The organism is Chitinophaga fulva, assembly GCF_012927205.1.
Lineage (GTDB): Bacteria > Bacteroidota > Bacteroidia > Chitinophagales > Chitinophagaceae > Chitinophaga > Chitinophaga fulva.
Genome location: NZ_JABBGC010000003.1, coordinates 293,954 through 318,499 on the forward strand (window position 1 = coordinate 293,954; position 24,546 = coordinate 318,499).

The following is a 24,546-nucleotide window of genomic DNA, read 5'->3' on the forward strand; positions in this document are numbered from 1 at the left end:
GCGCACACCTGATTGGCGGGAGATATCCCCTCTACCTGAACTGGTTGCGATAGTCCCTTGGGGTCATCCCCACATGCTGTTTGAAGTACCTGGTAATATTGTCGGAGTTATTAAAGTTCATATCAGCAGCAATTTGCTGAATAGTAAGGTCAGAATTTTCGAGCAGGAATTTAATTCTCCCGATCCTCACCTTCTTTATTTCGTCAAGAATGGAACTCCTGACCATTTGCTGAAACTTTTTTTCAAGTCCCCGGCGGGAGAGCGTAGTGACAGCCACTACGTCATCAACAGATATATCGTTGGAAGGGGCAGTGTTTGCGATATAGTGAAGCGCACTGCGGGTCTGTTCGTCATCTATCGCCAGCCCGCTGGTAGAATTCCGTGTGATCACGGTTGCACCGCCTGTGATAATATCCCCCGCTGGCTTTTCGTTATATTCCATCCACCTGCTTAATGCCACCGCAGCCTGAAAGCCTGCCTGTCGTGCGTTATGATCTATACTCGAAAGCGTTGGGCTGGCCATATCGCAGATGAGCACATCGTTATCAACGCCAAGTACGGATAAATCATCCGGCACCTTAAACCCTAATTCTTTTGCTGCTTCCAACACGTGGACATTCAATTCATCAGCAACCGAGAAAACAGCGCAGGGCTTTTTGAGCAGGGGTAGCCATTCTGTTATCTTTGCAGACAGCTGTTCCCACAGCAATACCCTGTTATCAAAATTATGGGATTGGACTTTGTAACCGGCGCTGTTAACGCGCTCAACAAATCCTGCCTGTCGTTCGGAGGACCATTGAAAGTTCTTAAAACCTAAAAAGGTATAGTTTCTGTAGCCTTTCGATATAAAATACTCAGCAGCCACTTTACCAACCGTGTAGTTATGTCCCCATAAATTCACTTTGTCTTTATACAACCTGGTATGGGGGGCTATAATTAGCGGAATATCCAGGTCAAGCAGTTTTTCAAACCCCTCAACCTCCCTGGTTATAATACCATCGGGCTTCCAGGCAATCACCCGTTCAATCAGCGCAGCCTGGTCATCATACTGAATATATTTAGGGGTAAAGGAAAAGAAAATAAACTTGTCGTGGATTTTGTTAAAATGGGCGACACCGGTCAATACATCCCGGTCGTAAGCCCTGGAAACATCTGCCAATACAGCCACTTTCAGTTTCTTCTTCACGGATGGAGTGATTGCTGTTTATAATAGAAGTTCCCGCAAAATACTACTTTATCACAATATGCGAACATCATCATTCCTTTGCTGCTTCGCGGGAATAATATTCATGAAATTATTTTGTATTGTATAAAAGTTCCTTATTAACTGTAGGAAAGTTCAGCGATTCCAGTTCTTTGTCACCATCAAATAAAAGCGGGAAAAACTTACTATCAAGCACTTTATCCTGCTCCATGGGAGGAAAACTGTGCAACGCGTCTATCCTTTCATAATGCTCCGTATTCCCGAACGTTTCCGCCGCCATTGCATTGATCACAACCGCGCGCCTTGGCCTGTCCGAATAATTGGCGTAGGACCCATGCATGGTAAGCGGATGGTGGAAACTTGCATACCCTTTGGGCAATTCATTCGCCACCTTATTTTTGAAGACCTCATTTTGCGCCGGAGATAATACCTCCGTTACCGCATCCATATCTCCCGTCAGCCCGGTAATGGGCAACAGCCCCCACTTATGGCTGCCAGGCACATAGTATAAACAACCGTTCTCTTTTGTAGCATCATCCAAACCTATCCAGCATGTCAGATGGTGCATGGGTTTCGTGAATGTCCAGTAAGAGAAATCCTGGTGCCAGGCTACCACCCCGCCATGTTTAGCCGGCTTGCAAAATAACTGGTCATGAAAAAGCCGGAACGAACATCCCAGCAACTGGTAAGCTGCCATGCGATAGGCCGGCGACCAGATAAGGTCGTGAAACCCGGGTGTCACCCTCCAGCCACCAATTGCGTGAAAGAGTACTTTATCCGGATCTTCAGATTCGTTACTTTCGTAGTGGTAAAATAATTTCTTTTTTTCCGGACCTGCCGCTTGCAACGTCACCAATTCAGTATTCAGCACATCTACCTGCTCTTCGCTCAATATCCGGATGCCCGAGATAAAACCATTTTCACAGAACGACTTAATTTGCTCTTCCGTTAGCATATATTGCTCCCATTCCGCTGCTGTTGACGGCTGTTGGAATAAATCGGAAACCGGCATGCTATAATTTGCAAAATCAGATAACAATGGTGATGCGGAATCTTTCATATTCCTTAGCTGTTTAAAATGATACAATATAATTCATCCACGCCGCGTGTGGACTGGATTGTGCCGAATCCTGCGCGTAGTTTTGCTGGCAATTTAACTCACGGGAACAGTATATTCTTTTCATTTTGCGCATAAAACCAGGCATTTTGCGAACATTGCCGCCACTAACGTCAAATATTTCAGGCAACCTTGACATTGCAGGAAATAATAGGTTTATTTGCGGGCTAGCGGACTATACATACAGCTACATCTCACTATGTATTGACTGCCATTTTAAAATCCACAACATGAATCAAACGTTACTGCTAAAAAATCTGGTGATGGCATTTATTTGCCTGTTCATTCCCATGCAACTCTTTCCCCAGGCTAATTTTATTCCACCCTACAAGAACACCTGGACCAACGCACCGCAGAAAATCCCAACATCTGCCTCAACAGATGCGCCACTGATGGGCAATGGTGATCTATTGACTACTGTAGGATATCAACCGGACCATCTAAGATTCTATATTTCAAAAAACGATTTTGGCAGATGGGTTTCTCAATATGGGCATGGGGAGAATGAATTTAGTTTAGCCGGCAGCAGGCTGGTGTCCTATTTGGATATCAACTTTCATGATATGGAAAAGAAATCGGCCGGCGAGAAAAATCTACAGGCTGGTAACGATTCGTTTTCAGCCAGTCAGCATATTTGGAATGGTCAAACCGATATCAAAATTGGTCAAAACATATCCGTCACTTCCTGGGTTTGCGCTACGCAAAATTTAATTTTCGTACAGGTAAATGCACTGAAACAGGATGCAGTAATGTCCGTTAATCTCGGAGCACCTGAAAATAGCATGGCAAGGCTCATCAACGGGCAACTAAAAAACATTCTCTGGCAAACCCGTTCCTTCGAAGACAATGTGGATATTCCGGTTGCCGCATCTATTGCGGTAAAGGCAATTAATTATGATACCCCGGCCAATATACTCCTTAAAAAAGGGCAACCGCTGCTGCTGGCAGTGGCTGTAGAAAGTAGTTTCAAGCAAAAGAACACACTGGAGCATGTTAAAAACAGCCTATCGGGCCTTACACAAAAAAGCACTTCCTCTTTCCTTCAACAGCATAACGCGTGGTGGAAACAATACTGGCAAAAATCCGGTATACTGCTGAATGATACGGTAGTAATGAAGCGTTATTACCAGGGCCTGTATACCATGGCTGCGTGTAGCAGGGATGTAAATTTTCCTCCAGGTATTTTTGGGTGGATTTCCAATGATACTCCCTCCTGGAATAATGACTATCACTTGAACTACAATTTCGAGGCGCCATTCTACGCGTTATATACAGCCAACCGATTAGAGCAGGCTTTGCCTTACGACGCTCCCATCCTTGCATTCATGCCAAGGGGCCAATGGTATGCCGAACATGTAACCCATACAAGAGGCGTACTATATCCTGTAGGCATCGGACCAATGGGCGTAGAGGTAACCAGGCAGGTGGATACATTTTATACCCATCTTCACCCTGCCGGTATTGAAAAGGGGGGCATGTTTTGGCAGCAGCGGTCTAATGCCGCCTATGCGCTACTTAACCTGGGACAGCACTGGTATAGCACTTACGACACCAGTTACGCTAAAAAAATCTATCCATATGCATTGTCCGTAGCTGAGTTTTGGGAAGATTACTTAAAATTAGAAGACGGCCGTTATGTGATTTACAACGATGCCATACATGAAGGGTCCGGCCATGACATCAATCCTATATTGTCCCTGGGACTGGTACGATATGTTTTTACCCTGATGATTGACTTAAGCCATCACGTACACATCAACGAAAAAGAAATTGGGAAATGGGAAAACATACTAACCCATATCAGCCCGTTCCCAACGCAAACCAGGAACGGGAGAAGCGTCTTTCGTTATACAGAGAAGGGGCTGGATTGGTACCCCGACAATGGATTGGGTATTCAGCATATCTATCCGGGCAACGCCATTACACTCGATAGTGACACCGCCCTGCTAGCTGTATCCAGGAACACTATTGCTGAAATGCACCGTTGGAAAGATTATAACAGCAGCAGCAGTTTCTTTATGGCAGCCATCCGGGTAGGTTATAACGCAGATACCATATATAGCAGGTTGCATGAATTTATTGCCAACACACGCCCCAATGGCTTTATTAACAATAATGTGCATGGCATAGAGAACTCCTGCGTTGTAACCAACGCTATTGATGAGATGCTATGCATGAGTGCAGGAAATGTTATCCGGCTATTCCCCTCCCTTCCTTCCAGAATGGATGCCTCGTTTAGTAACCTGCGGGCCAATGGCGCTTTTTTAGTTTCAGCAAAAAGAAAAGACGGGAAGATTGCTGATGTGGAGATCATCAGCGAAAAAGGACGGTCCTTAACCCTGGTTAATCCCTGGATGAATAAAAAGGTGAAGGTGCTCAGGGCAGGAAAACCTGCTGAGCTGCTCAACGGGAGCAGGTTTACCATATCAACCAGCAACGGGGAAAAACTAAGCATAATACCAGAATAACCGGTCGGAATTTTACGCCAATATTTAAAACGAAAAAGCTTATGGTCGCCCATAAGCTTTTTCGTTTTTGAATATGTTTTTCTTTAATGAGGCAACATAAACCGCCATTGAATATTCTTATAGGCGACTTTTAACCCTTGTTTGTTCTCTACCACCGTTTGTCCCTGCCATTTCCCCTGCTTGTCCATTTTCGCAGAAAGCCGGTATTGCATATATTTTCCATGCTGGTAGTCATACGACTGGCCATCATCATCATACAGCAGCGAAGTACTTTCAGCCTCGCCATAATGGCGGATTTCCAGTGGAAGTTGCTCACCAGGCGCCGGTGTGTGCAACACCGGTGGTATCATCGGTATAATGCCTCCGTCTTTTACGTACAGTGGTATTTTGTCCAGGCCGGGCGTAGCTACGATTATATTGCCATTTCCGACATATTCGCCGGTGTAGAAATCGTACCATTTGCCTTGCGGCAGTATCACTTTCCTGCTGGTTTGTCCTGTAAACATCGGCGCTACCAGCAGATCGTCACCCAGCATAAACTGATCTTTCACATCTTCCCGCAGGGCCATCTGATAGGGATTCTCTGTTCCGTCCAATGTTGTTTTCTGAGATTGATGCTGATACGAGAAGCCTTCCACCAGGTTCATGGCCCTCACCGGCGGCTTGCCTTCCAGGTAGTACTGGGAGAAAACAGTATAGAGGTAAGGGAATAATTGCATTCTCAGCAATGCCACGTCCTTTACCTGTTTCTCCACTTCCGGAAAACTCCATGGTTTGGTACCATCAGCCCAGGCATTAAGCATGGCCATCGGTGAAAAGCAGGCGGACTGCATGCGCCTCAACCATTCCTCCGCTGTTTTTGAGGCCCTTACTTCCGGCGTCCAGAGCACACCGATGAAACTACTGTTACACATCGCCGTGATAAAATCACGATGGTTGTAATAATCATTATAGATAACATATGGGAATGAAGATGCGCCGGCATTGGAGGCACGCACCAGTCCATAGGTCCGTACACCTTTCTCTTTGAACCATTCGGTGGTGATGCGCTGCATCATCACGCCGTACACCTGCCGCATTTGTTCAGCTGTTGTTCCGGAAGGGAATGTGGCTACATCCGGCCACAACCAGCTATCTACACCATCCACTTCATCAATTTTGTATCCGGAGACACCGATGTCTATGTGTTGTTTTTTGAAAAGATTTTTGTATACCTGCTGCGCAGATGACAGGGTGAGATCAGGTACCAGTCCGTTCCACACCGTGTGGGAGCCTGACAATGGTTTTACTTCGTTATACAATGATGACGCCGGGGACAAGTAAGGATTCAGCCATAAGTTCAAACGGATGCCTTTCGCCTGCATTTCTTTCACAAAACCAGCAGGATCGGGGAACCTGTTTTTATCCCATTCAAATGTGCAGGGATAAGCTTTGGTCTGCCAACCGGGCTCGAGTCCGATAAAATCCAGTGGAAAACCATGCTGACTGAATGCCCCTGCTTCGGCCTTCACCTGGTCGGCTGTAGACAGGGTGGGCATACGATGCGTAAAGCCCAGGCCCCATTTGGGAGGGAGAACGCCGCCGCCATTGAAAAGGTTATAGCGTTGCACCACCTCCATGGGGTTCTTACCGGCAAAAACATATATCTCTGTGCCTGTTGTTGGCACCAACATTTCCACGGCATCAGAGTAAGGCTGCGCACTCCAGTCGGGATCAGTATTCCGGTCGTATGCTTTTGGAGGATGCTGGCTGTTTACCCGCACAGCGGTCCCTGCATATACGGTGATATAACGGGCGCTGTTTATCAGCACACCGTAACCGCTGCTGGAAATGTAGAAAGGTACAGGCGCGTGTGAACGGCCATCATCGCGGCCCTCATAGTGGTCCATATGCAGATTCAGTATCTGCCCCCTGCGGTTGACCGTTTTAAATTGCAGGCCAAGGCCAAACAACTGTTCTTGTTCCTGCAACGGGAAACGCAGATACACCTTTCCTTCCCTTATTTCAGCGTTACAGTCTGCCTGCGGGAGCGGGAATGATAACTCCCCCAGTTTCTGCAATGCCTCTTTCCGGGGACTGCCACCTGCGGTTGAAAGTAAATCCACCTTATCAGGCTGTCCTACGGTGGTTTTCCAGACACCCGGCGCCACCTGCTCCCACTTTAAGGGTACAGGCTGCGCTTGCATAAAAAGTCCGGACAGCATACAGATCAGAAAAAAACAGCATCTCATTTTCATAAAATTATTGCAGGGGATCAAAAGCACCTCCATCCCATCCATTTGTTTGTTTAAGATTGCCATTCAACTCCAGGTGTTTGGTGTTGATAGGATAAAAATAGTAATTTGGCTTGAAGTCTATTTTGAATACTTTGTCCACTGCCACCAGTGAATCCCTGAAATATTGGTCGTAGTTCAGATCAAGATTAACCGTATCCTGTATTTTACTGAATTCATTCTGTGGTATCAATAGGGTAATGACAAGGCCATGCCTTACCTTCCCATTCAGTTCCTGTTCAAATAATTTCCATCTTCTCAGGTCCCAATAGCGCTTTCCTTCATAGGCAAACTCTATTTTTCTTTCCAGTCTGACCGCATCCCGCATAGCTTCTGTACTCATGCCGGCTTTCATTCCGTACAGGTTATCGCCGCCGGCATCTATACCAGCACGTTTCCGGATGAGTTTAAGTATTTCATATGCCTCACTGGTTTTACCAGTTTCGTTGGCGCACTCCGCCAGGTTCATCAACACTTCGGCAAAACGTATTTCCACCCAGTCCGTACTGCTGTTGTAGGTAAAGAATTTGGAATAACTTACATCTACCGCCTTTTTACAATAAAAACCGGTTTGTGTCAGGAACTGTGTTTCTGCGCCAACATAGTTCCATTGCCTTCTTCCCGCTTTCCCGCTCAGCTCCCAGGGACATCCATTATAGGCGATGGTGGCGGCAAAACGGGGGTCCCTGTTCCGCCAGTAGTGCACCGCATCATAGCCGGCAGCCGGGTCCGTGATAGGCCGGCCGTCTTTCATGGGAAAAGCATTGACCATTTCCAGCGTCGGATGATTGGCCCCGGTGTTATTTTGTGCTTCACTCAGCGGGCGGGTGGCGGCGTTCCAATCATTCACTTTATCAGGGTAGGAATACCGGTTTACCCAAACCACTTCTTTATTCATTTCATCAAACCAGATATTGGCGAACTTATCGTACAGCCCTACCCCTGCAGCTTCCAGCACCTCTCTGGCCGCCTTGTTCGCGTCATAGGCTTTTTGCCATCTCGCCTGATCATTGGCAGGATTGAATTGCGGGCTTGCATAGTACAACAGTATCCTTCCTTTTAATGCAAGAGCGGCCCCCTTTGTGATCCTGCCCAGGTCATTACCTGTCCAAGTGGGCGGTAACAGCCTGGCTGCATTATCCAGGTCGGCCGCCATCTGGTCAACGCACGCGGATGTTTTACTTCTTGATACTTCCAGGTTGTCTGTGATCTGCTGAGGCTCCAGGATCAGTGGCACACCTCCATATAATCTCACCATTTCAAAGTAGCGCCATGCCCTGAAAAATAATGCCTGCCCTTTTAACACATCCTTTGTTGTAGCAGGCAGGGTCCCTCCATCGATATTTTTCAGGAGGATGTTAATATTTCTGATATTACTAAAAGACCATAGATCAAAAGAGTTAATGGTGAGCTGACCATACATCACAGCATCTCCTCCAGGTGCTTCATCTGAGGTACCGGCATCAGCAGTGTTCCAACCCGGAAGGTTATCCTCATACAACTTGTTTACATAAGCAGTGGCCAGCTTATTATCTTTCCATATATCAGACTCGTTAACAGCGCTCAGGTCTTTTTTGTCCAATACCTTACTGCAAGCAGTGAAGCAAGCCATTAAAGACAGGGCATATATAGTAGTATATCCGAATTTCATAAATATTTTCTTTTCACGTTATAAGGTAATGTTCAGGCCAAAGGTGTAGTTCTTCATCAAAGGATAAGAGCGCAGGCTTGCTGCTTCCGGGTCCCTGACCTTCACATGATCTTCCAGCAACAACAGGTTGGTGCCTATGAAGAAGACCCGCACTGCCGCGAGGCCGCTTCTTTTCACCAAGGCCTTGGGCAGGTCATACGACAGGTTGACATTTTTCAACCGTAAAAAGGAGCCGTTCCGCAGCCAGAATGTAGAAGCATCATCTGCTGTATTCCTTGCCGCCCGTGGAAATGCGGCATTAGGATTTTCGGGAGTCCAGTGATCATTCCAGTAAGAAAAGTTTGTTTCTTCTGTTCTGGTTTGTACATAACGAACATCAATCATTGTTTTACTACCTGCCAGTCCCTGGAAAAGCAGGTCCAGCCCCAACCCTTTCCAGGTGCATCCCAGCGCTATGCCATAATTTATCGGGGGATTGCTGTAGTTGGCGATATATTGTGCATCATTATCATCAATTTTTCCGTCCGGTTTATCGTCCACCGCCCCGCGCAAATCGCGGTAATTGAGCATTCCCAGTTCTGGTTTCTGGCCAAAGATCGTATAGCCGGCAGGTAGCGCATCGAGGTCTGCCTGTGTGCGGATGATCCCCGTGGCTTCATATCCCCAGATACGGTCCATATTGTACCCGATAATGGATTTATAGGCACGTTGATTGACCGGCTGGTCCTGTACCTTTACTTCGTTGGTAGCATACCCGAAATTGCCGGACACATAGTAGCTGAAATGTTTGTTTACAGCACCGTTATACCTTGCAGACAGTTCAAACCCTTTTGCATTGATAACGCCGTAATTTTCTGCCGGGAGCGTTGCCCCGAAAGTAGATGGAACACTTTGCTGCCTGGCGCCCAGGATATCATAAGTATGGGTACGGAACACGTCCGCCGAAAAATTCAGTTTACCACCCAGCATGTAGGCATCCAGTCCGCCATTCCAGGATACGGACTTCTCCCAGGTGATATCCGGGTTAGACAATGAGCCCGGCGTGATACCGCTCGTAATACCGCCAAAAACAGCTCCGTTAGCCACATTATAACGTTGCATCCATTGCCAGCCACCAACAGCGTCATTACCGATCAAAGCTATCGTGCTTCTTAATTTAAGGTCGTTGACAAACCGCACATTGTCTTTAAAGAAAGGCTCTTCCGAAATGCGCCATATGGCAGACATAGAAGGGAAAAAGCCCCAGCGCCTCGAGGTTGAAAACTTTACAGAACCATCATATCTGAAAGCTCCTTCCAGGATATATTTATCAGCATAATTATAATTCAACCTGCCTATATAGGAAGCACGGCCGTCTTCCCATCCGCCCCCATTCGCAAACTGGCTGGCAGCGCTGCCGGCAAACAGCTGGTCAATGGAAGGCGAAACGAAATTATTACGCTGACCGTTAAAGTTGTTTCCATTGCTTTCTGCCTGTTCATACACCAATAACGCACTCAATTTATGAGGGCCGAAAGCGCGGTTATAGGATATATATCCATCCAGCTGGTAAGCTTCCTGGTTATCATATGACTCGTAAAGGAACTCCCCGTCATTGCGTGTTTTCACGCTTTCCAGTTCATCTGTGACAATGTGATTGTGTTCACCTGTACGTTTAAACACGGATAACTCATACGGCAGGCTGAACTGCTTCACGAAGTCGGTCCTGGAATATTTATTGAACATGACCTTTAACTCGAGCCCGGGTACAAATGGCACCTTATAGCGAAGCGTGGCGATCGTGTTATAATTGGCAAACTTCTTTTTGTTATAGCCAGTCTGACCTTCTGTGATAGCCAGTGGCGACCATTCTACATAAGTACCATTCAGTTTACCATTGATATACGGTGGCACAGACTGGGTCCTGAACAGGAATGCCTTATACAGGTCCTGCATATTATCGCCGTCATTGTCATATCTCCAATAAGGCTTCTGGTCGTTCCTGACGTCCATGCTTACATTTAAGGAAGCAGTGAGGTTACTGGTGATATCTGCGTCCACACTTGCTCTTAAAGTATTCTTTCGAAAGTCCAGCTTATTAAAAGAACCCGTTGCATAGAAGTAAGTGCCATTCATAAAATACCGCACCTTGGGAGAACCTCCGCTGACCGATAATGAATGCCGCGTAGTGACAGGATTTTTCCAGGCCTCGTCTATCCAGTTCCAGTTATGTGTTTTAAAATAATCCAACTCATCAGGGGAATAATACCTGGCATCGTTGGTTGGGGTATTATCGATACGCAGGGCGTCATTAATGGTAAGGGCCTGATTGTAGGCATTCTGGGCTTCAGGAATGCGTATAGGTTTCTCTACGCCTACCGAACCGCTGTATGAAATAGCGGTATTCCCTTCTTTGCCCTGCCTTGTTGTTACCAGGATAACGCCGTTGGCTGCACGGGAACCGTATACGGCAGCAGAAGCTCCATCCTTTAGTATGGAGATATTATCTACCTCACTTGGGTCCAGTGCATCGAAGGCAAATTTATCGCGCACAACGCCGTCAATTACGTATAGGGGATCGGCGTTATTCCAGGTACTGGCAGCACGTATAGTGATGGAGGAAGCCATGCCTGGTTTTCCACCGGATTGCGTGATACGTACTCCCGACAGTCTTCCCGCCAGGGCATTAGAAAGATTGGCCACCGGTTGATCTTTGATTTCCTTTCCGGAGACCGTTGCAATGGAACCTGCGAGCGTGGCCCTTTTTTCCGTTCCGTATCCCACTACCACTATTTCATTCAGTCCGCTGGCGCTGCTGCTAAGTGTCACATCCAGGTGGTTGTTTCCTCCCACGCTGGTCTCCCGGCGGTTGAATCCTATATAGGAAAAAACCAGGGCTGCATTAGGCCCCGCCTGAATGGTGTAATGTCCGTTCCTGTCCGTGACCGTTCCTCCGGCAGCATCCTTTACCTGTACGGTAACGCCTACCAATGGGGTCCCCAGCGTGTCTTTTACTGTTCCCGAAACACGGAAGGTATCTGCTGCGGTTTCAGTTCCACGGTGCCGGGCAGGATCTGCCAACTGTCCGGGAACTCCTTGAATACGGCTTTGCGGATTGCTCTTCACGGTAATAGTATTTCCGAGCTTTTTGAAAGACCAGTTCAGCTTTTCTGCCAGGCTGTCCAGTATATTGTCCGCTGTCAGGCTGCGGGCGTTTATTCGGACAACTGTATCGGGATTAATGCTACGGGCGTCGAATACAAAAGTGACAGCGGTTTTCTGGTTGATAATGGAAAATAGTTTTCTTACGGAGATGTTTTGAAAATTTTCTGTGATAACGTGGTTCATTTGGGCATTTACATTTTTCCCGGATGAGGTATTGAACGCAATCAGTTCTGCCAGGAAGTAAATGAGAAGACATCTTGCCCACATCAATAATACCGTGGATAATCTTTTTTTCATACTTTTAACGTGTTTTTGTTTAAGCAAACGTCGCCTGTGCGCGGAGGCTCCACTTTCCGCACGATGACGCATTTTTACATTAACAGGCCGGTAGTCCTGTCCGATTACCGGCATTTTTTTAATGCGGTTATTGCATATGTATATCGGATTTTAAAATTCAGATAGGATCACCTTTCCAGCTTCAATCCTGTATTTAAAGTCATAGTTAAAGGACAGGCTTTCCATTACTTCCTGAAGTGTTGGATTACTGTACTCTCCGGTAAGTCGCCATTGCCGCGACTTCAATTGGTTGATATCAAATTGTACTCCATAAAATCGCTCCAGTTTGGCAAGCACCTCGCTGATGTTGGCGTTGTCGAAATAAATGATCATCTGTTTCCAGGCAAAACGTTTCCTGAAACTAAATTTCCCCTTTTCGATATAGTCGTTCTTCCTGGTATATACCACCTCTTCTCCAGGTGTTAGTACAACGCCCGGGGCGTCACCTTTTTCCACCAGCACTTTACCATTTGCCAGGGAAACGATGATCTGTGGGTCATCAGCAAAGGCAGCAACGTTAAACGCAGTGCCCAGCGCCGTCACGGCCAGCTTCCCCGTATGTACCGTAAAGGCTTGTCCTGGTTGACTGTGGATATCAAAACAGGCTTCGCCCTGAAGTTGCACATCCCGGTGTTTCCGGCCAAAGTCGCCCCTGACCTTTAATACCGAACATGCGTTGAGCGTTACGGTAGTGCCGTCTGCCAGGCGAAAGCTTCTGACCTCACCAAATGAAGTGGTATATTCTTTTTCATAACCGCGGAAATAGTTAAAATAAATAAACCCTACACCCATTAATACGACCAGCATAGCAGCAGCTATCCACCACCTCCCGCGGGCGGTATAACTACTTCCCGGGGCAGGCACGGCGCTGAGTCCTTCATCAAGCCTGGATAACTGTTTCCATCCTTTTCTCTGTTTCCGGTCATGCTTCCTTTCGCCGTGTACGTCGGGATACTCGTCCAGATCGTTCTCATCCAGCCATCGATATACCAGGCTTTCTTCTTCAGGAGTACATTCCCCATTAAAATATTTTTCCAGTAGTGCTCTGTCTATCGGCGCCATAGCATTATTCTTGAAAAGGCCGTCGGTTATATAAGTGTATAAAACACCCTGTATACCCTAAACCGATTTAAAAAAAATTAAAATTTTCCTGAAGCTATTTTTCTAAGGGCCAGGGACACGTGATATTCCACTGTTTTTACGGATATGTCCATCCTGTTTGCTATTTCCGGGTAGCTAAGACCGCTATACCGGCTCAGGTAAAAGATCTCCCGGGTTTTATGTGAAAGGGACTCCAGCAGGGTATGAAGGTAAGCCTGCAGGTCTTTATAGCGGATATGCTCCTCAGGGCCATCCAATGCACGGGGGGTAGTTACATGTTCAGCAGCCTGCTTTTTCTTTTGCCTCATTTTGAGATAAAAAAAGGCGGTATATTTTGCGCAGCGGGTGATATAATTTTCAAATGGGCCTTTTAATTCAATTTTTTCACGTCGTAACCAGAGGGAAGTAAACACGTCCTGTACGATATCTTCGGCATCTTCTTCAGAATCAGTATAATAAAATGCTATGTTATATATCTTTCGTTCATACGATTGATATATTAAACGGAATACCATAGCGTCACCCTGTGCCAGTCCTGTTAACAAATACATGTCGTCATTGGAGAGGGGCGATAATTCAGGCACCATTCACTATTTAATTTGTCCGGAAGATAACAATGTCCTGAAGTACTTTATAGTAGCATTTAACCGATTTATACATAAATTTTAGCAATGGGGTTCTATTTCCCGTTGCTTTTCTCCATAAGCAGCTAAAATCCGTACATAATCAGATAATTTCTATCAAACGTATCCATCCTAAACAGGTGATATTTGTATCAGCATAATATCAGCTATAAACCTATAGCTACTCGTGTACCAATCCTAAAGAAATTTCTGTACAATATTTATTCAAAATGTAAACCCTTTATTTGTCCAAGTATTAACACAATCAATATGAAAAAGACGACAGTAAAAAAATTAAGCCTCAAGATGATCAAGATTGCTCAATTAAACGACAATGGCGCCCAATTCATCCTGGGTGGCAACGTTGGGCCTACTGCTCCAACCGGAACGACAGGAAGTCCAACAGGCGCCCCTACCGGACCCGTTACCAGCCCTACATCCTGGAGTACAGGCCCTGCCGGCCCTCCGACTACATGTGCCACCGGACCAGGCACCATCACCGTAGCATGTCCTCACGGATGATAATCCTTCCGGGGAAGTACAGACTTTAATTACGCATCATACAATTATAAAAAAACCTTCAAATCGTTTGATTTGAAGGTTTTTTTATGATCAGATTATACTATCACAACTGGATCCATATGTTACAGGCGAACTTTGTTCCCGCTGTTACCGGTGCCCCTCCGTGCAGCGAATAGATCAGGTCCGTGTGCTGTTCGTCAAGATTGATGAAAGACAACGCCATCCCCTTCTTAGGGCTTACACTAAAACCTATTTCCGGGAATATGGTCTCCCCTCCTTCAAAATCATCATTCAGGTACACCAACAATGTAGCCTTGCGTTTCACGCCTGTTTCAAAAGAGTCAAAATGTGGTCTGTATTCCTGCCCGTCTCCATAACGGACACACTGTAAATCTTCCACGCGCGCTATTTCCACCTCCATCAGGTCTGCCGCCCGTTCTACAATATCCTTAAATACCGTATCCTGCCGGCAGGTAGTAATAAATGCCGAGTAGCTGGTCCGGTGCCCCGTCACCTCATTGCTACCGTCCGCCGCTCCAGTCATGCTTCTGTAGAACAGGTTATGCTGTTCACAATAGTCGATCATATACTTACATTCCTCCTCCGACAAAAAATCTTCCACTGCAAAAATGGTATCAACATAAGCGTCCTGCTTAGATAAATCTTCCTGCGCACAAGCTTCACAAAATTCTTTGTCAACAACAACTTCCTTGATGTCCAGGTATTGCAGCACTGTTAACTCATCCACTGCATAGGTGGGCACATCCGCAGATAAATACTGTAAGCGCACCTGTTGTTCTTCCACGCTTTCTATTATTACCAATACCTCTTCCTCCTGGTCCTGTATCCGGACAACGGCCATCGTTGGAAAAACAGTGGCATCTGTGATATTGCAAGGGGCCGTTTTTAGCTCATGCCGGACACCCCATCCCTGTAATTCCGTGCTTATATCCTGCATAGTCGTTGCCGGGTATGTTTCTTTCCCATACAGGGCGGTCCGTACTTTTAATCGCCCCATATTAATATGGTGCAGACCAAGGAAATGAATCACTAAATTAGCCGTATAATGATGTGCTATAGTATGGAACTTTGGTTTCATAAATACAATCTCTAATTGCTTTCTGTAACCAACAGCAAACAACACTCCCGGAGGAATGTTATTTGCTGTTGAGATTAATTTAATGGTCGTGCATCAAATTGGACAACAAGGGCCAACGTTACCATTGGTGATTTGACAAGGATATCCGATGCTGTACTGGCAGGGAGATCCCGGAGGCGGCATTGGGCCGGCAGGGCCGGTTGTGTAACCACCACCATAAGTAGGAGGACCAGCAGGACCGGTACCTGTACCACCCCATAAGTTCTTCTGTCCGTCAAGACTCAAACTCGCAATTTCCACTTTGCGCAGGTTGAGCTTTTTGAATGTTTGTTTTTTCACTTTTTTGCTTTTTAAATAATAAATAAAACAAATCCTTCATCTCGATGACATCTACTGACAATGTGTGAATGATACTATTGATTATATGACACAGGAAAACCATCCGGCTTATACCTGATGCAAAAAGGAAGCTTTTGTATGTTAATGAAGAGTCCTATAGCGTAACGCTTGCGCTTTACAGAGGGCTGTTTCCGTTATTCATGGTTATTTGAGAATGATTGTCTTTAATATACCGTTGGCATGGCTCAAACACTATTTAGCTGTTAACATTTTATACAATGCAATGTAATATTACGACATCTCGTATAGGCCATATAGTTAGAAGTTAACCAGTTTTTCACCGATGTTAACAATCCTGGAAATTTCCGGCTAATCAAGAAAAGAAAGCTGTAACTATTGACAAGCTTAGACAAATCAGGATAATTACGCCTGGTTTAATTCGGCTACATCACCCTACAACAGAGGATTAACAATTTTTTCACTTTTCTTCTGTAACATATTTATGACAAGAAATATACGCTAACACCAGCGCTCAGCATCATTTTACGAAAGAAAATTTTATTTCCTGACACTTGAAAACATTCAGTCAGCGCAGCAAATACAGCCATGAAAAATCAAGTCCTGCTCAAAGGTTGGTTTCGCCCACATGCCGGCAATTTCATAAAATCTGCTATCAGATAAGGAGTTGTAGCATTTCACCTTGAAAAAAAAGCCCTATTAATGAAATACAACCCACGCCAGACAGGGATCTTCAGCCAGCAATAAACTTATCAATTTCCCAAAAAAAACTTGCATCTAAACTGAAAACCATACCTTCTCAACCGCTACAACAAACAAGAATATTTCGTCAACAGCAACTATGTATAAAAAATCTAAAATATCATCATCACACTAATCAGTTCAAACCAATAAACATTTAACGAATCGATTATAGCGGCAAGTAGCTTGATTTCAAAATCAGGAAGGATACTGTCATGGGTATCGGGAAGTAAACTTCACTAAATATCCTGCCTGGTTAACCCACGCTGGTATCTGACAACCACGTCATCAGATGCCATGCATTTCTCATGTCCTTTTCCGCCGGATAACGCCAGGCAAAGGATATGAGCAGCGCTTGTCATGCATACCCGTTCCGAATTCAACAACATAAACAAACTGCCATGAATTATCACCTGATGGTTGATGAGAAGTTCATCAACGATTTTATTACCGATGCAGAAAATGCGGCCCCGGGGAACAACATGTATATAATTGACAACTGGAAAACCAATGCCAGGTTTGTAACATCCACCCTGGCGGTCTTTACGCCCTTCTATACTCCGGCTTTCTATGCTATCCTAAAAAAGGTGACAGATAAGGATAAGGTATTTGTGCACTGGGCTTCCGACCAGGCCATAGAAGCGGTGCTATCTCTTCCATCAAATATTACAACAGGCCTTTTTTTCTGGGGAGGAGATGTGGTGGAAATACCATCCTCCCGTTTCAAAAAAACGATATACGGGCCGCTAAGCCTGCCTTACTTCGAAAAAAACGAGGAACGCCCTAAACTGAAACTGAATCCCTTGCGGCCCAAAAGAATGATCACTTCCTTCGCACAGCGATTTTTCAATTACAAAGGCGCCGACCGGAAAACAACCCTCACCAGGGAGCTGTTCTTTAAACGCCTGAATCTCTTTCTTCACTGGGGAAATTTAGATTTTGAATGGGTACGGAAACATTATACTACCGGGGCTGTTCATGAGTATTTCTTCTATGAATTCGGGACAAAAATAAGCGAGGAAGAGCAACAACTGATAGAGGCCACCAAAGATACCCAAACAACCACCATCATGCTCGGCAATTCAGATACGATTACCAATAATCACCTGGAAGCATTGCAAGCCCTGTCCGCATATAAAGATGAGCCAATAAAACTGGTCATCCCGTTGAGTTATGGTAATAAAAAATATGGCAACCTGATAGAAAACGAAGCCATACGGATTTTTGGGAAAGACAAAATAATGGCGCTTCGCAGTTTCCTTAAACGTGATGAGTACTATAAACTGCTGGCAAAGGTAGACGTGGCGGTAATGTTCCAGTTCCGGCTTCAGGCAGTTGGCAATGTAATAGCATTACTTTACCGGAGAAAGAAAATATTTCTGCATAGCCATAGCACATTCTATCAGTTCCTGAAAACAAATGACGTTACCATTTTCGACTCCAAGGAGATTGGCAAAATGGATTTCAAACAGTTTATTGCGCCAACAGATCAGCAAACAATTGAAAAAAATATAATCAATATAGACAAGCTATATAATGATGAAGAGAAAATGAAAGCACTAACGCGCATACTACAGTAAACTGATTCTCACAAGGGCCGGCCGGCCCTTTTTTATTGCCTTCTCCTTATTTTGTTGACAGCACTATAGATCGTACTGGTGATATCTCCTGATACCCGGAACGCCAGGACCAATGTGACAAATATGGCTAAAAATAAAATACCCCTGATAACAATATCAACGAAAGGATGAATGGCAAGTGGTATCCAGATACATCCAAAATAAGCCACCAATGCCACCCCTATTGCCTTCACACTACTCATGGTAAATGGTTGCAGCCCAAATTTAACCCAGATAAAAATGTAACGGATAGTATTAAAAACAAGCATGGAGAGCAAAGTGGCATATCCGGTACCGATTAATCCAAAATGATTGATCAGGTAATAGTTCAGCGGTAAGGAGAGCGCCAGCAATACGACAGAGCTATACAAATCATACCGCCACAACCGGGAAGTGCTCAGCACCTGGCTGTTTAAACCCGTCCCCATATCAATAACCTTTGATATCCCCAGGCATAATACAACATACTTGCCCACACTGTAATTCGGGGGCAACAGCTGAAAGAAACTATCTATATTACTCCATATGATGAGAAACACAAACAATGCATAAGTCAATTGCAGCAAAGAGGATTTTACATACACCTCTTCTATCTTATCCTTATCCTTATCTTTCCATGCCTGCGCCAACACCGGCAGCCCGATTGCTGAAATACTCCGTTGAGGGACCATTATCAGTTGGGACATATACTGGGCAATGGTCAGATAAGCCACATCCTGAAGGCCCTTCGAGCTGGTCAGGATCAGCGGTGCGAGGTTATTGGCCAGTAGTGTAAACAGGGAAGCTCCTAACAGTGACAGGGAATAGGTAGCCATCTTTGGCAGTAATCTACGGGTAACACGGCTTATCCTGAAATTAAAATACAAAAACTTATGCCTGCGCAGGTATACCAATAATGCCAGTAGCAATACGCCGTACAGCAAGGAAAACAACCACAGAAAAGTGTCGAAATTTATCCAACTTAAATAATGTAAAACAATCAGTACCGTGGTCAATAAACGTAACACCAGTTCTTTCAGAAAATTGGGAAAGACAGTGAGGTGCCTGGAGCCGCTGTAGCTCTCAAATACACCAAATACGGAAAACAGAAAAACATTGGGATAAAGCAGGTAAAAATAGGTAATGAACAACGGTGATTTTTCGATATTGGCTTTAATGATGGCATCCTTGAAAAAGAGCGTTCCCAGCACAAACAAGCTAAAGCCTATGATCGTGGCTCCCAGCGCCAGGGTTAACATATCATTCTCTTTATCCTTTAAATGTGAAGCATAATATGGAAAAAAACGACTGATGGCAGGTACGGTGCTTAACGTACAAATGGGCACCAGGATGATGGCAATTTCCGGCAACAGGCGGGTCAGTGCAAATTGTGTATCTGAAAAGAAACGAGGGAACAGGAAAACAATATTAACAGCACCGATCGCGAACCCTATGTAAATCAGTAGCGTGGATCTTATACTCTGGTGTTTTATTACTCCCATTTATAACCAAATAAAATAAATGATTCTCTGGCGACAATATTACACTAAATGGGAAGAGAACTCAATTTTATCTTTTCTGCTACCTGGCCCGAACAATATCTATCACATCACCCCTGCAGCCAACAGCTACCAAATGCCGGGCATCCGGCAGAAAATCCACGGCTTTTCAATTCACCTTCAGGGAGGTACATATACCTATCAAGCGGATCAAATCGAAGATAACCTCTGACAACTCCTTACTTATCATGTCATTCTTTTTTTTCTAGTTACCTATTTTGCATTACCGTGATGCACCCTCTGTTTTTTAAACTCCGTAGGACTTATTCCTTTATGCCTTTTAAAGGTACGGTTGAGATGACTTTCGTCCGTAAATCCAAGCTCATAAGCAATTTCACTCATGCGCATATCACTGTGCAATAGTCTGGTTTCCACTAACCTGATTTTGTAATGAGTAATATAGCTCTGGAGTGTTTCACCGGTTTGCTTTTTAAAATACCTGCCCAGGTAATTTGTTGAAATATTAAAATGACGGCTTAAATTTTCTGTTTTAAGTTTCCCGGGTTCAAAAATGTTGACTTGTATATAATTCAGTATTTCCAAAATAGGCTCACCCGTATTTTCCTTTATATTCTTGGGCAATTTTAACGCTATATTTCTTGCTACAACAGTAATGATGGTGCTAATAATCTGTTCTGAAACACGAGTATGATAGATCTGTTGCCGGGTCTGTTCATCAAGGATGGCATTTACCAGTAAAGAAATCAGCGGTTTATCGGTTTTATTTTTCAAGATACATCCCGGCCTGTGGCTGGCATTTTGTATAATGTACGCTACATGTGTCACCGCATCCTGGTCCCTGCCCGATTTTTCTCTAATATATGATTCATTAAACCTAAGGAAAAAGAAACGGGTCTTTTGCTCAATATCAAAGGAGTAAATGTCCTTGGGGGTTAATAAAAATAAATTTCCTTTCCGGTAATTAAACTGGTGGTTATTGACAAACTGTACGCCTGTCCCTTCCATAACATAGATGAGCTCAAAGAAATTATTACGTTTTAAAGGCTTTTCGAAGCGCTGTAATTCCTTCCACTCGATTTCATATTGTTGGTGTAAAGTTTCCCGGCCCATGGTATAAAAATACAAAATTAGCGTAATAATGTACAACTGGAATAGTATTCGCCTTGTATATTTTTGCCAATATAAATTCTAATAAAATGAAAATTTTAATGATTGGTGCAAGTGGCACTATTGGTAAGATGGTTACAGCGGCACTGAAGGAGCATGAAATTGTTGCGGTGGGAAGAAAAACCGGGGCTGTTATGGCTGATATCTCTTTAGAAACTGCCGTGGAAAATTTATTTAAGCAAGTATCAGATATTGATGCTGTCATTTGTACTGCTGGCGATAGTGTTACAGCTAACCTGCCAGAGATGAACAAGGAGCAATTCATGGTGGGTATTCAGCAGAAGCTGTGGCCACAGATTAACCTGGTGCTTTGCGGCATGAAGTACCTGAAGGATAATGGCTCATTCACCCTTATATCCGGAAAAATGGGTGAATTTCCTGTTAAAGGATCGTCAGGAAAAGCGATTGTCAACGGAGCAATTAACAGCTTTGTAATAGCTGCGGCGCAGGAAATGCCCCGAGGAATCAGACTAAATGTTATCAGCCCTGCTAAAGTGTCGGATATTAATGGGGATGAATTAATAGCAGCTTATGTAAGATGTCTTGAAACAGCAATAAATGGGGAAATTATAAGAGTAGGTTATCATAAACAGTAATTAACATGAAAAATATACTATATCTCGTCTTTACGGTGTCCTTCTATTTTGCACAGGGACAAAGTAACACAGGAACAGCAATTCATCAGGAACAGCAGCAACTATGGGGCACATGGTCACTTATCTCAGTTGAAAATACAAACGCTGATGGCAGTAAAATTTCTCCTTATGGCGAACATCCCGTAGGAATGCTCATTTTTACAAGCACAGGAGAATACGCGATTCAGATACTAAAAGCTAATCGAAGTAAAGTTGCCGCTAATGATAAAGATAAAGCTACACCGGAAGAAAATGCGATGTTAGTGCGAGGAAATAATTCTCATTTTGGGACCTATACTATTGATGAAAACAAACAAGTCATTGTATTCAATATCCAACATGCATTTTATCCAAACTGGGAAGGAATTGCGCAAGTACGTACTTATTCATTGAAAGATAATCTGCTAACGTATACGGTGACGACACCTACAAACGGGGGAGCTGCCGTGGCGAAAGTGGTATGGAGGAAAAATCAGCATAGTCCTTCCGCTGCTCAATAATGGTACAAGTTTGAAATTTCATTTCTTGTATTATATTTGTTGAATGCCTCATGAAATAACTGCTATCATTCTCAAGGGACCAGTTAATACTGACCAGATTGTTCATTTTGATCTGGAAGCAGTTCCTTTAACTGCTGAATTAACCCTTTTTCATTTTAATAATTATTATATGGCCTACTGGGAACATATAATGGGCGCGAAAGGTTATCTTGATATATTAAAACAAGAAGTTTCTCCCAATTATCAAATTGGTAAGATATTCGTTTCTCCAATTAGTAAGGTGGTGGCAGAAATCATGAAGCGCATTTCCAAAACTGAAGATCCTCTTTATGCAATAATTATAACGGATTACTTTGGAGGAATAGGCGGCCAATGGGCGAATGTATTTCGAGGGGAAGTAAATCAGGACATTAATATAAAATGGATTAATGAAGCATTGAGATTACTTGGTGTAAAAGCCGCTCCCGAGCTCGATGAATTTGATACTGTCGGGCTGACTAAAATCCGCGTTGGGCCGGAGTACCTGTTTAAGTACACAGATTTGTGCGATGAACATGGACTGTAGCTATATAACCCATACCCCTGTCATTATTATTTGTATCTCATTAAAAGCTCGTTAACCCAGCGATCCTGCAAAGAGGAAGCAGGCAGTATAAGTATATTTAATTTCAGAAGAAAGTAATCAAGGTATCCATCCCCAATGACCTATAAACGCTGTATAGATGTGTAGCTTCTATTTCAAACTGCTGTCATGGCTCCTGGTTGTACAGGGTGTTTCACACCTTACAGCATCCGCCGAAGGAAGCAAACAACTGAACCAGAATGGCGGAAACAGGGCTTACATCAATGCGAGCCTTACAGCCACTCCCTGCAATCCCTTCCCTATGCCTGCAACTGTTTGGGTGTATGTTAAAAATGGTGAACGGTTTTATTTAGGCTCCAGCGCACAAGGTATTGGAACAGGGACCATCATCATGCGAGACCCCAATGGCAATCTGTACTCAACCGGAAACAGTGCAATTGTTGGACGTATCAACAACCGCAACGAAGAAGTGGTTGGTCCTACGGCGGTATTAGGAGATGGCGGCTATGTCACTTTTACCCGGTTAATATCTGCAGCAGATGAAGGCGTATGGGAGATCGCATTTATCCCGCCAGACATTAATGCTACCACACCGCCCCCTCCCATTGCCGCCTCTGGTAATTGGGTACAGCCAGCGAATTCCAGCTACATAGCCGCATTTGATGTAACGGTAAAAAGTACTGGCGGGGGATTTGTACCAGGGCGTGTGTTTACGAAGGTATTAAATCTTAACATGGGAAGTCCTAATACCGGTTTCCGTGGCAACCTGCGGATATTAACCGATTCAGGCTATCAGTATACGCTTAATCCAAATGGATTTGGCAGCAATGCAGATTTCAGCATAGTAGCAAACAACAAAGGTTTCAAGAATGCAAGCGGTGGCCCTTCCCATAGCAGCGTGAACAGCCTGAATGGTTATATAGATCCCCGTATACCGGATACAGGGGATGATGTTACCTACAAATTATTTTTTAATACCCCAGCTTCCTCGCTCCCAACACAAGCGCCCATTTTTGGCGGCACTACCTGGCTACTTCGTACGCCGGTTACGGTATGGGCTAATGGAATTACGTTTACCGGCGCAGGAGATACCCTAAACACAGGTGGGAATTTTACACTAACCACAGTAGGTACCGGTAAATATGAGATTTTCCTGGACATCAACAAGAACAACAGTTATACCGATACTGTTGATAAAGTTTTCACCGGATACGCGACCAGCACTACTACTATTATACCCTGGGACGGCACCGATGGCCTGGGCGCCCAGGTGTCCGCCACTGGTAACTATAATGTCAAAGTACACATGGGAAGACAAGAGGTCCATTTATTTATAATTGATGTCGAAAACAATCCAAATGGCTTTGTGCTTACGCGGACAAATGGTTTCTCACCCAATGATTCTGTTTACTGGAATGACAACGGACTACCACTGATTGACACACCATCAGCACCTATTACCAATTTAACGGGTATTTCAAGCACCGTCAACGGGCACCGGTATGGCTCCAGTACTTATCCGGACAGTAGTTTTGGTTCGGGTATAGCCATTGACACCTGGACCTATACGCAAAATAACGTGAGTATATTCGAACTATCTTTGACGCCGACGGACGCAACCAGGAAGTACAGCGCATTACCGGTGATGCAGAAAAGACCCACCAGGCTGGTATGCCAGGATATTACAAAGTGTTGGTGATAGCCGTATCGCCCGGCATCTTAAATAATGGAAAAAGAGTGATCATCGATTTAAAAAACCGTAAAAAACTATTAGTACCAGATGATTACAGGCTATTAAAATCTTTCACTATTGATTGATCTGCAATTGCCTACACGAACATCCTTGTGATATCCTTCACGCATCCTTTAGGTATCCTTCACGCATCCTCGTCCCTACAGGGTATCTG

Annotated in this window: 18 protein-coding genes; 7 read left to right on the top strand and 11 right to left on the bottom strand. The window is 44.5% G+C overall.

The features are described from left to right. Positions 1-31 precede the first annotated feature (31 nt). Together HHL17_RS24475 and HHL17_RS24480 are read right to left on the bottom strand one after the other, a co-directional pair. Positions 32-1,186, bottom strand: a complete 1,155-nt coding sequence (locus HHL17_RS24475; RefSeq protein ID WP_169227478.1) for an AraC family transcriptional regulator — start codon at positions 1,184-1,186, stop codon at positions 32-34. 109 nt (positions 1,187-1,295) lie between these two features. After that, positions 1,296-2,264, bottom strand: coding sequence for a phytanoyl-CoA dioxygenase family protein (locus HHL17_RS24480; RefSeq protein ID WP_169227479.1), 969 nt, complete (start codon positions 2,262-2,264; stop codon positions 1,296-1,298). Positions 2,265-2,551: 287 nt separating this feature from the next. On the opposite strand from HHL17_RS24480, the gene HHL17_RS24485 reads away from it, so the two are divergent. Continuing rightward, a complete protein-coding gene (locus HHL17_RS24485; protein ID WP_169227480.1) occupies positions 2,552-4,789 on the top strand; it encodes a glycosyl hydrolase family 95 catalytic domain-containing protein in 2,238 nt (745 codons plus the stop codon). Positions 4,790-4,872: 83 nt separating this feature from the next. Here the strand turns inward: HHL17_RS24485 and HHL17_RS24490 are convergent, their stop codons facing one another. The 5 genes from HHL17_RS24490 to HHL17_RS24510 form a co-directional block, all read right to left on the bottom strand. Then, the gene (locus tag HHL17_RS24490; protein WP_240975961.1) at positions 4,873-7,020 is read right to left on the bottom strand and encodes a TIM-barrel domain-containing protein; all 2,148 of its coding nucleotides are present in this window, start codon (positions 7,018-7,020) and stop codon (positions 4,873-4,875) included. A gap of 10 nt (positions 7,021-7,030) precedes the next feature. Then, positions 7,031-8,713 carry a RagB/SusD family nutrient uptake outer membrane protein gene (locus tag HHL17_RS24495; RefSeq protein ID WP_169227482.1) on the bottom strand — a complete coding sequence of 561 codons (1,683 nt, stop codon included), beginning with the start codon at positions 8,711-8,713 and terminating at the stop codon, positions 7,031-7,033. A gap of 18 nt (positions 8,714-8,731) precedes the next feature. Continuing rightward, positions 8,732-12,154 carry a TonB-dependent receptor gene (locus tag HHL17_RS24500; RefSeq protein ID WP_169227483.1) on the bottom strand — a complete coding sequence of 1,141 codons (3,423 nt, stop codon included), beginning with the start codon at positions 12,152-12,154 and terminating at the stop codon, positions 8,732-8,734. A gap of 150 nt (positions 12,155-12,304) precedes the next feature. Further along, positions 12,305-13,255: a FecR family protein gene (locus tag HHL17_RS24505; RefSeq protein ID WP_169227484.1), complete on the bottom strand. Its 951-nt coding sequence runs from the start codon at positions 13,253-13,255 to the stop codon at positions 12,305-12,307. A 77-nt stretch (positions 13,256-13,332) separates the two neighbouring features. Beyond that, a complete protein-coding gene (locus tag HHL17_RS24510) occupies positions 13,333-13,881 on the bottom strand; it encodes an RNA polymerase sigma-70 factor (protein WP_169227485.1) in 549 nt (182 codons plus the stop codon). Between the two features lie 306 nt (positions 13,882-14,187). Between HHL17_RS24510 and HHL17_RS24515 the strand changes: the two genes are divergently transcribed. Beyond that, positions 14,188-14,439, top strand: coding sequence for a hypothetical protein (locus tag HHL17_RS24515; RefSeq protein ID WP_169227252.1), 252 nt, complete (start codon positions 14,188-14,190; stop codon positions 14,437-14,439). 103 nt (positions 14,440-14,542) lie between these two features. On the opposite strand, the gene HHL17_RS24520 is transcribed toward HHL17_RS24515, so the two are convergent. Together HHL17_RS24520 and HHL17_RS24525 are read right to left on the bottom strand one after the other, a co-directional pair. Next, positions 14,543-15,538: a prolyl hydroxylase family protein gene (locus HHL17_RS24520; protein WP_169227486.1), complete on the bottom strand. Its 996-nt coding sequence runs from the start codon at positions 15,536-15,538 to the stop codon at positions 14,543-14,545. Between the two features lie 93 nt (positions 15,539-15,631). Then, on the bottom strand, positions 15,632-15,877 hold the full coding sequence (locus tag HHL17_RS24525; RefSeq protein WP_169227487.1) for a class I lanthipeptide: 246 nt from the start codon (positions 15,875-15,877) through the stop codon (positions 15,632-15,634). Between the two features lie 1,160 nt (positions 15,878-17,037). Between HHL17_RS24525 and HHL17_RS24530 the strand changes: the two genes are divergently transcribed. After that, the gene (locus HHL17_RS24530; protein ID WP_169227488.1) at positions 17,038-18,216 is read left to right on the top strand and encodes a TDP-N-acetylfucosamine:lipid II N-acetylfucosaminyltransferase; all 1,179 of its coding nucleotides are present in this window, start codon (positions 17,038-17,040) and stop codon (positions 18,214-18,216) included. A 32-nt stretch (positions 18,217-18,248) separates the two neighbouring features. Here the strand turns inward: HHL17_RS24530 and HHL17_RS24535 are convergent, their stop codons facing one another. After that, positions 18,249-19,736 (bottom strand): lipopolysaccharide biosynthesis protein, encoded by a 1,488-nt coding sequence (locus tag HHL17_RS24535; RefSeq protein ID WP_169227489.1) that lies wholly within the window; start codon positions 19,734-19,736, stop codon positions 18,249-18,251. A 270-nt stretch (positions 19,737-20,006) separates the two neighbouring features. After that, positions 20,007-20,864, bottom strand: a complete 858-nt coding sequence (locus HHL17_RS24540; protein ID WP_169227490.1) for an AraC family transcriptional regulator — start codon at positions 20,862-20,864, stop codon at positions 20,007-20,009. An 86-nt stretch (positions 20,865-20,950) separates the two neighbouring features. Here HHL17_RS24540 and HHL17_RS24545 point away from each other — a divergent pair, with 86 nt between their 5' ends. From HHL17_RS24545 to HHL17_RS24560, 4 genes are all read left to right on the top strand, one after another. After that, a complete protein-coding gene (locus HHL17_RS24545) occupies positions 20,951-21,517 on the top strand; it encodes a short chain dehydrogenase (protein ID WP_169227491.1) in 567 nt (188 codons plus the stop codon). Positions 21,518-21,522: 5 nt separating this feature from the next. Then, a complete protein-coding gene (locus HHL17_RS24550) occupies positions 21,523-22,056 on the top strand; it encodes a lipocalin-like domain-containing protein (protein WP_169227492.1) in 534 nt (177 codons plus the stop codon). 43 nt (positions 22,057-22,099) lie between these two features. Further along, positions 22,100-22,621 carry a hypothetical protein gene (locus HHL17_RS24555; RefSeq protein ID WP_169227493.1) on the top strand — a complete coding sequence of 174 codons (522 nt, stop codon included), beginning with the start codon at positions 22,100-22,102 and terminating at the stop codon, positions 22,619-22,621. Between the two features lie 157 nt (positions 22,622-22,778). Continuing rightward, the gene (locus HHL17_RS24560; protein ID WP_169227494.1) at positions 22,779-24,338 is read left to right on the top strand and encodes a hypothetical protein; all 1,560 of its coding nucleotides are present in this window, start codon (positions 22,779-22,781) and stop codon (positions 24,336-24,338) included. Positions 24,339-24,546 lie beyond the last annotated feature (208 nt).

Coding starts and splice junctions, on each gene's coding strand:
- HHL17_RS24520 (WP_169227486.1), bottom strand. CDS start 15,538: ATGAAACCAAAGTTCCATACTATAGCACATCATTATACGGCTAATTTA.
- HHL17_RS24545 (WP_169227491.1), top strand. CDS start 20,951: ATGAAAATTTTAATGATTGGTGCAAGTGGCACTATTGGTAAGATGGTT.
- HHL17_RS24560 (WP_169227494.1), top strand. CDS start 22,779: ATGTGTAGCTTCTATTTCAAACTGCTGTCATGGCTCCTGGTTGTACAG.
- HHL17_RS24480 (WP_169227479.1), bottom strand. CDS start 2,264: ATGAAAGATTCCGCATCACCATTGTTATCTGATTTTGCAAATTATAGC.
- HHL17_RS24490 (WP_240975961.1), bottom strand. CDS start 7,020: ATGAGATGCTGTTTTTTTCTGATCTGTATGCTGTCCGGACTTTTTATG.
- HHL17_RS24535 (WP_169227489.1), bottom strand. CDS start 19,736: ATGGGAGTAATAAAACACCAGAGTATAAGATCCACGCTACTGATTTAC.
- HHL17_RS24540 (WP_169227490.1), bottom strand. CDS start 20,864: ATGGGCCGGGAAACTTTACACCAACAATATGAAATCGAGTGGAAGGAA.
- HHL17_RS24515 (WP_169227252.1), top strand. CDS start 14,188: ATGAAAAAGACGACAGTAAAAAAATTAAGCCTCAAGATGATCAAGATT.
- HHL17_RS24485 (WP_169227480.1), top strand. CDS start 2,552: ATGAATCAAACGTTACTGCTAAAAAATCTGGTGATGGCATTTATTTGC.
- HHL17_RS24555 (WP_169227493.1), top strand. CDS start 22,100: ATGCCTCATGAAATAACTGCTATCATTCTCAAGGGACCAGTTAATACT.
- HHL17_RS24530 (WP_169227488.1), top strand. CDS start 17,038: ATGAATTATCACCTGATGGTTGATGAGAAGTTCATCAACGATTTTATT.
- HHL17_RS24505 (WP_169227484.1), bottom strand. CDS start 13,255: ATGGCGCCGATAGACAGAGCACTACTGGAAAAATATTTTAATGGGGAA.
- HHL17_RS24510 (WP_169227485.1), bottom strand. CDS start 13,881: ATGGTGCCTGAATTATCGCCCCTCTCCAATGACGACATGTATTTGTTA.
- HHL17_RS24550 (WP_169227492.1), top strand. CDS start 21,523: ATGAAAAATATACTATATCTCGTCTTTACGGTGTCCTTCTATTTTGCA.
- HHL17_RS24500 (WP_169227483.1), bottom strand. CDS start 12,154: ATGAAAAAAAGATTATCCACGGTATTATTGATGTGGGCAAGATGTCTT.
- HHL17_RS24495 (WP_169227482.1), bottom strand. CDS start 8,713: ATGAAATTCGGATATACTACTATATATGCCCTGTCTTTAATGGCTTGC.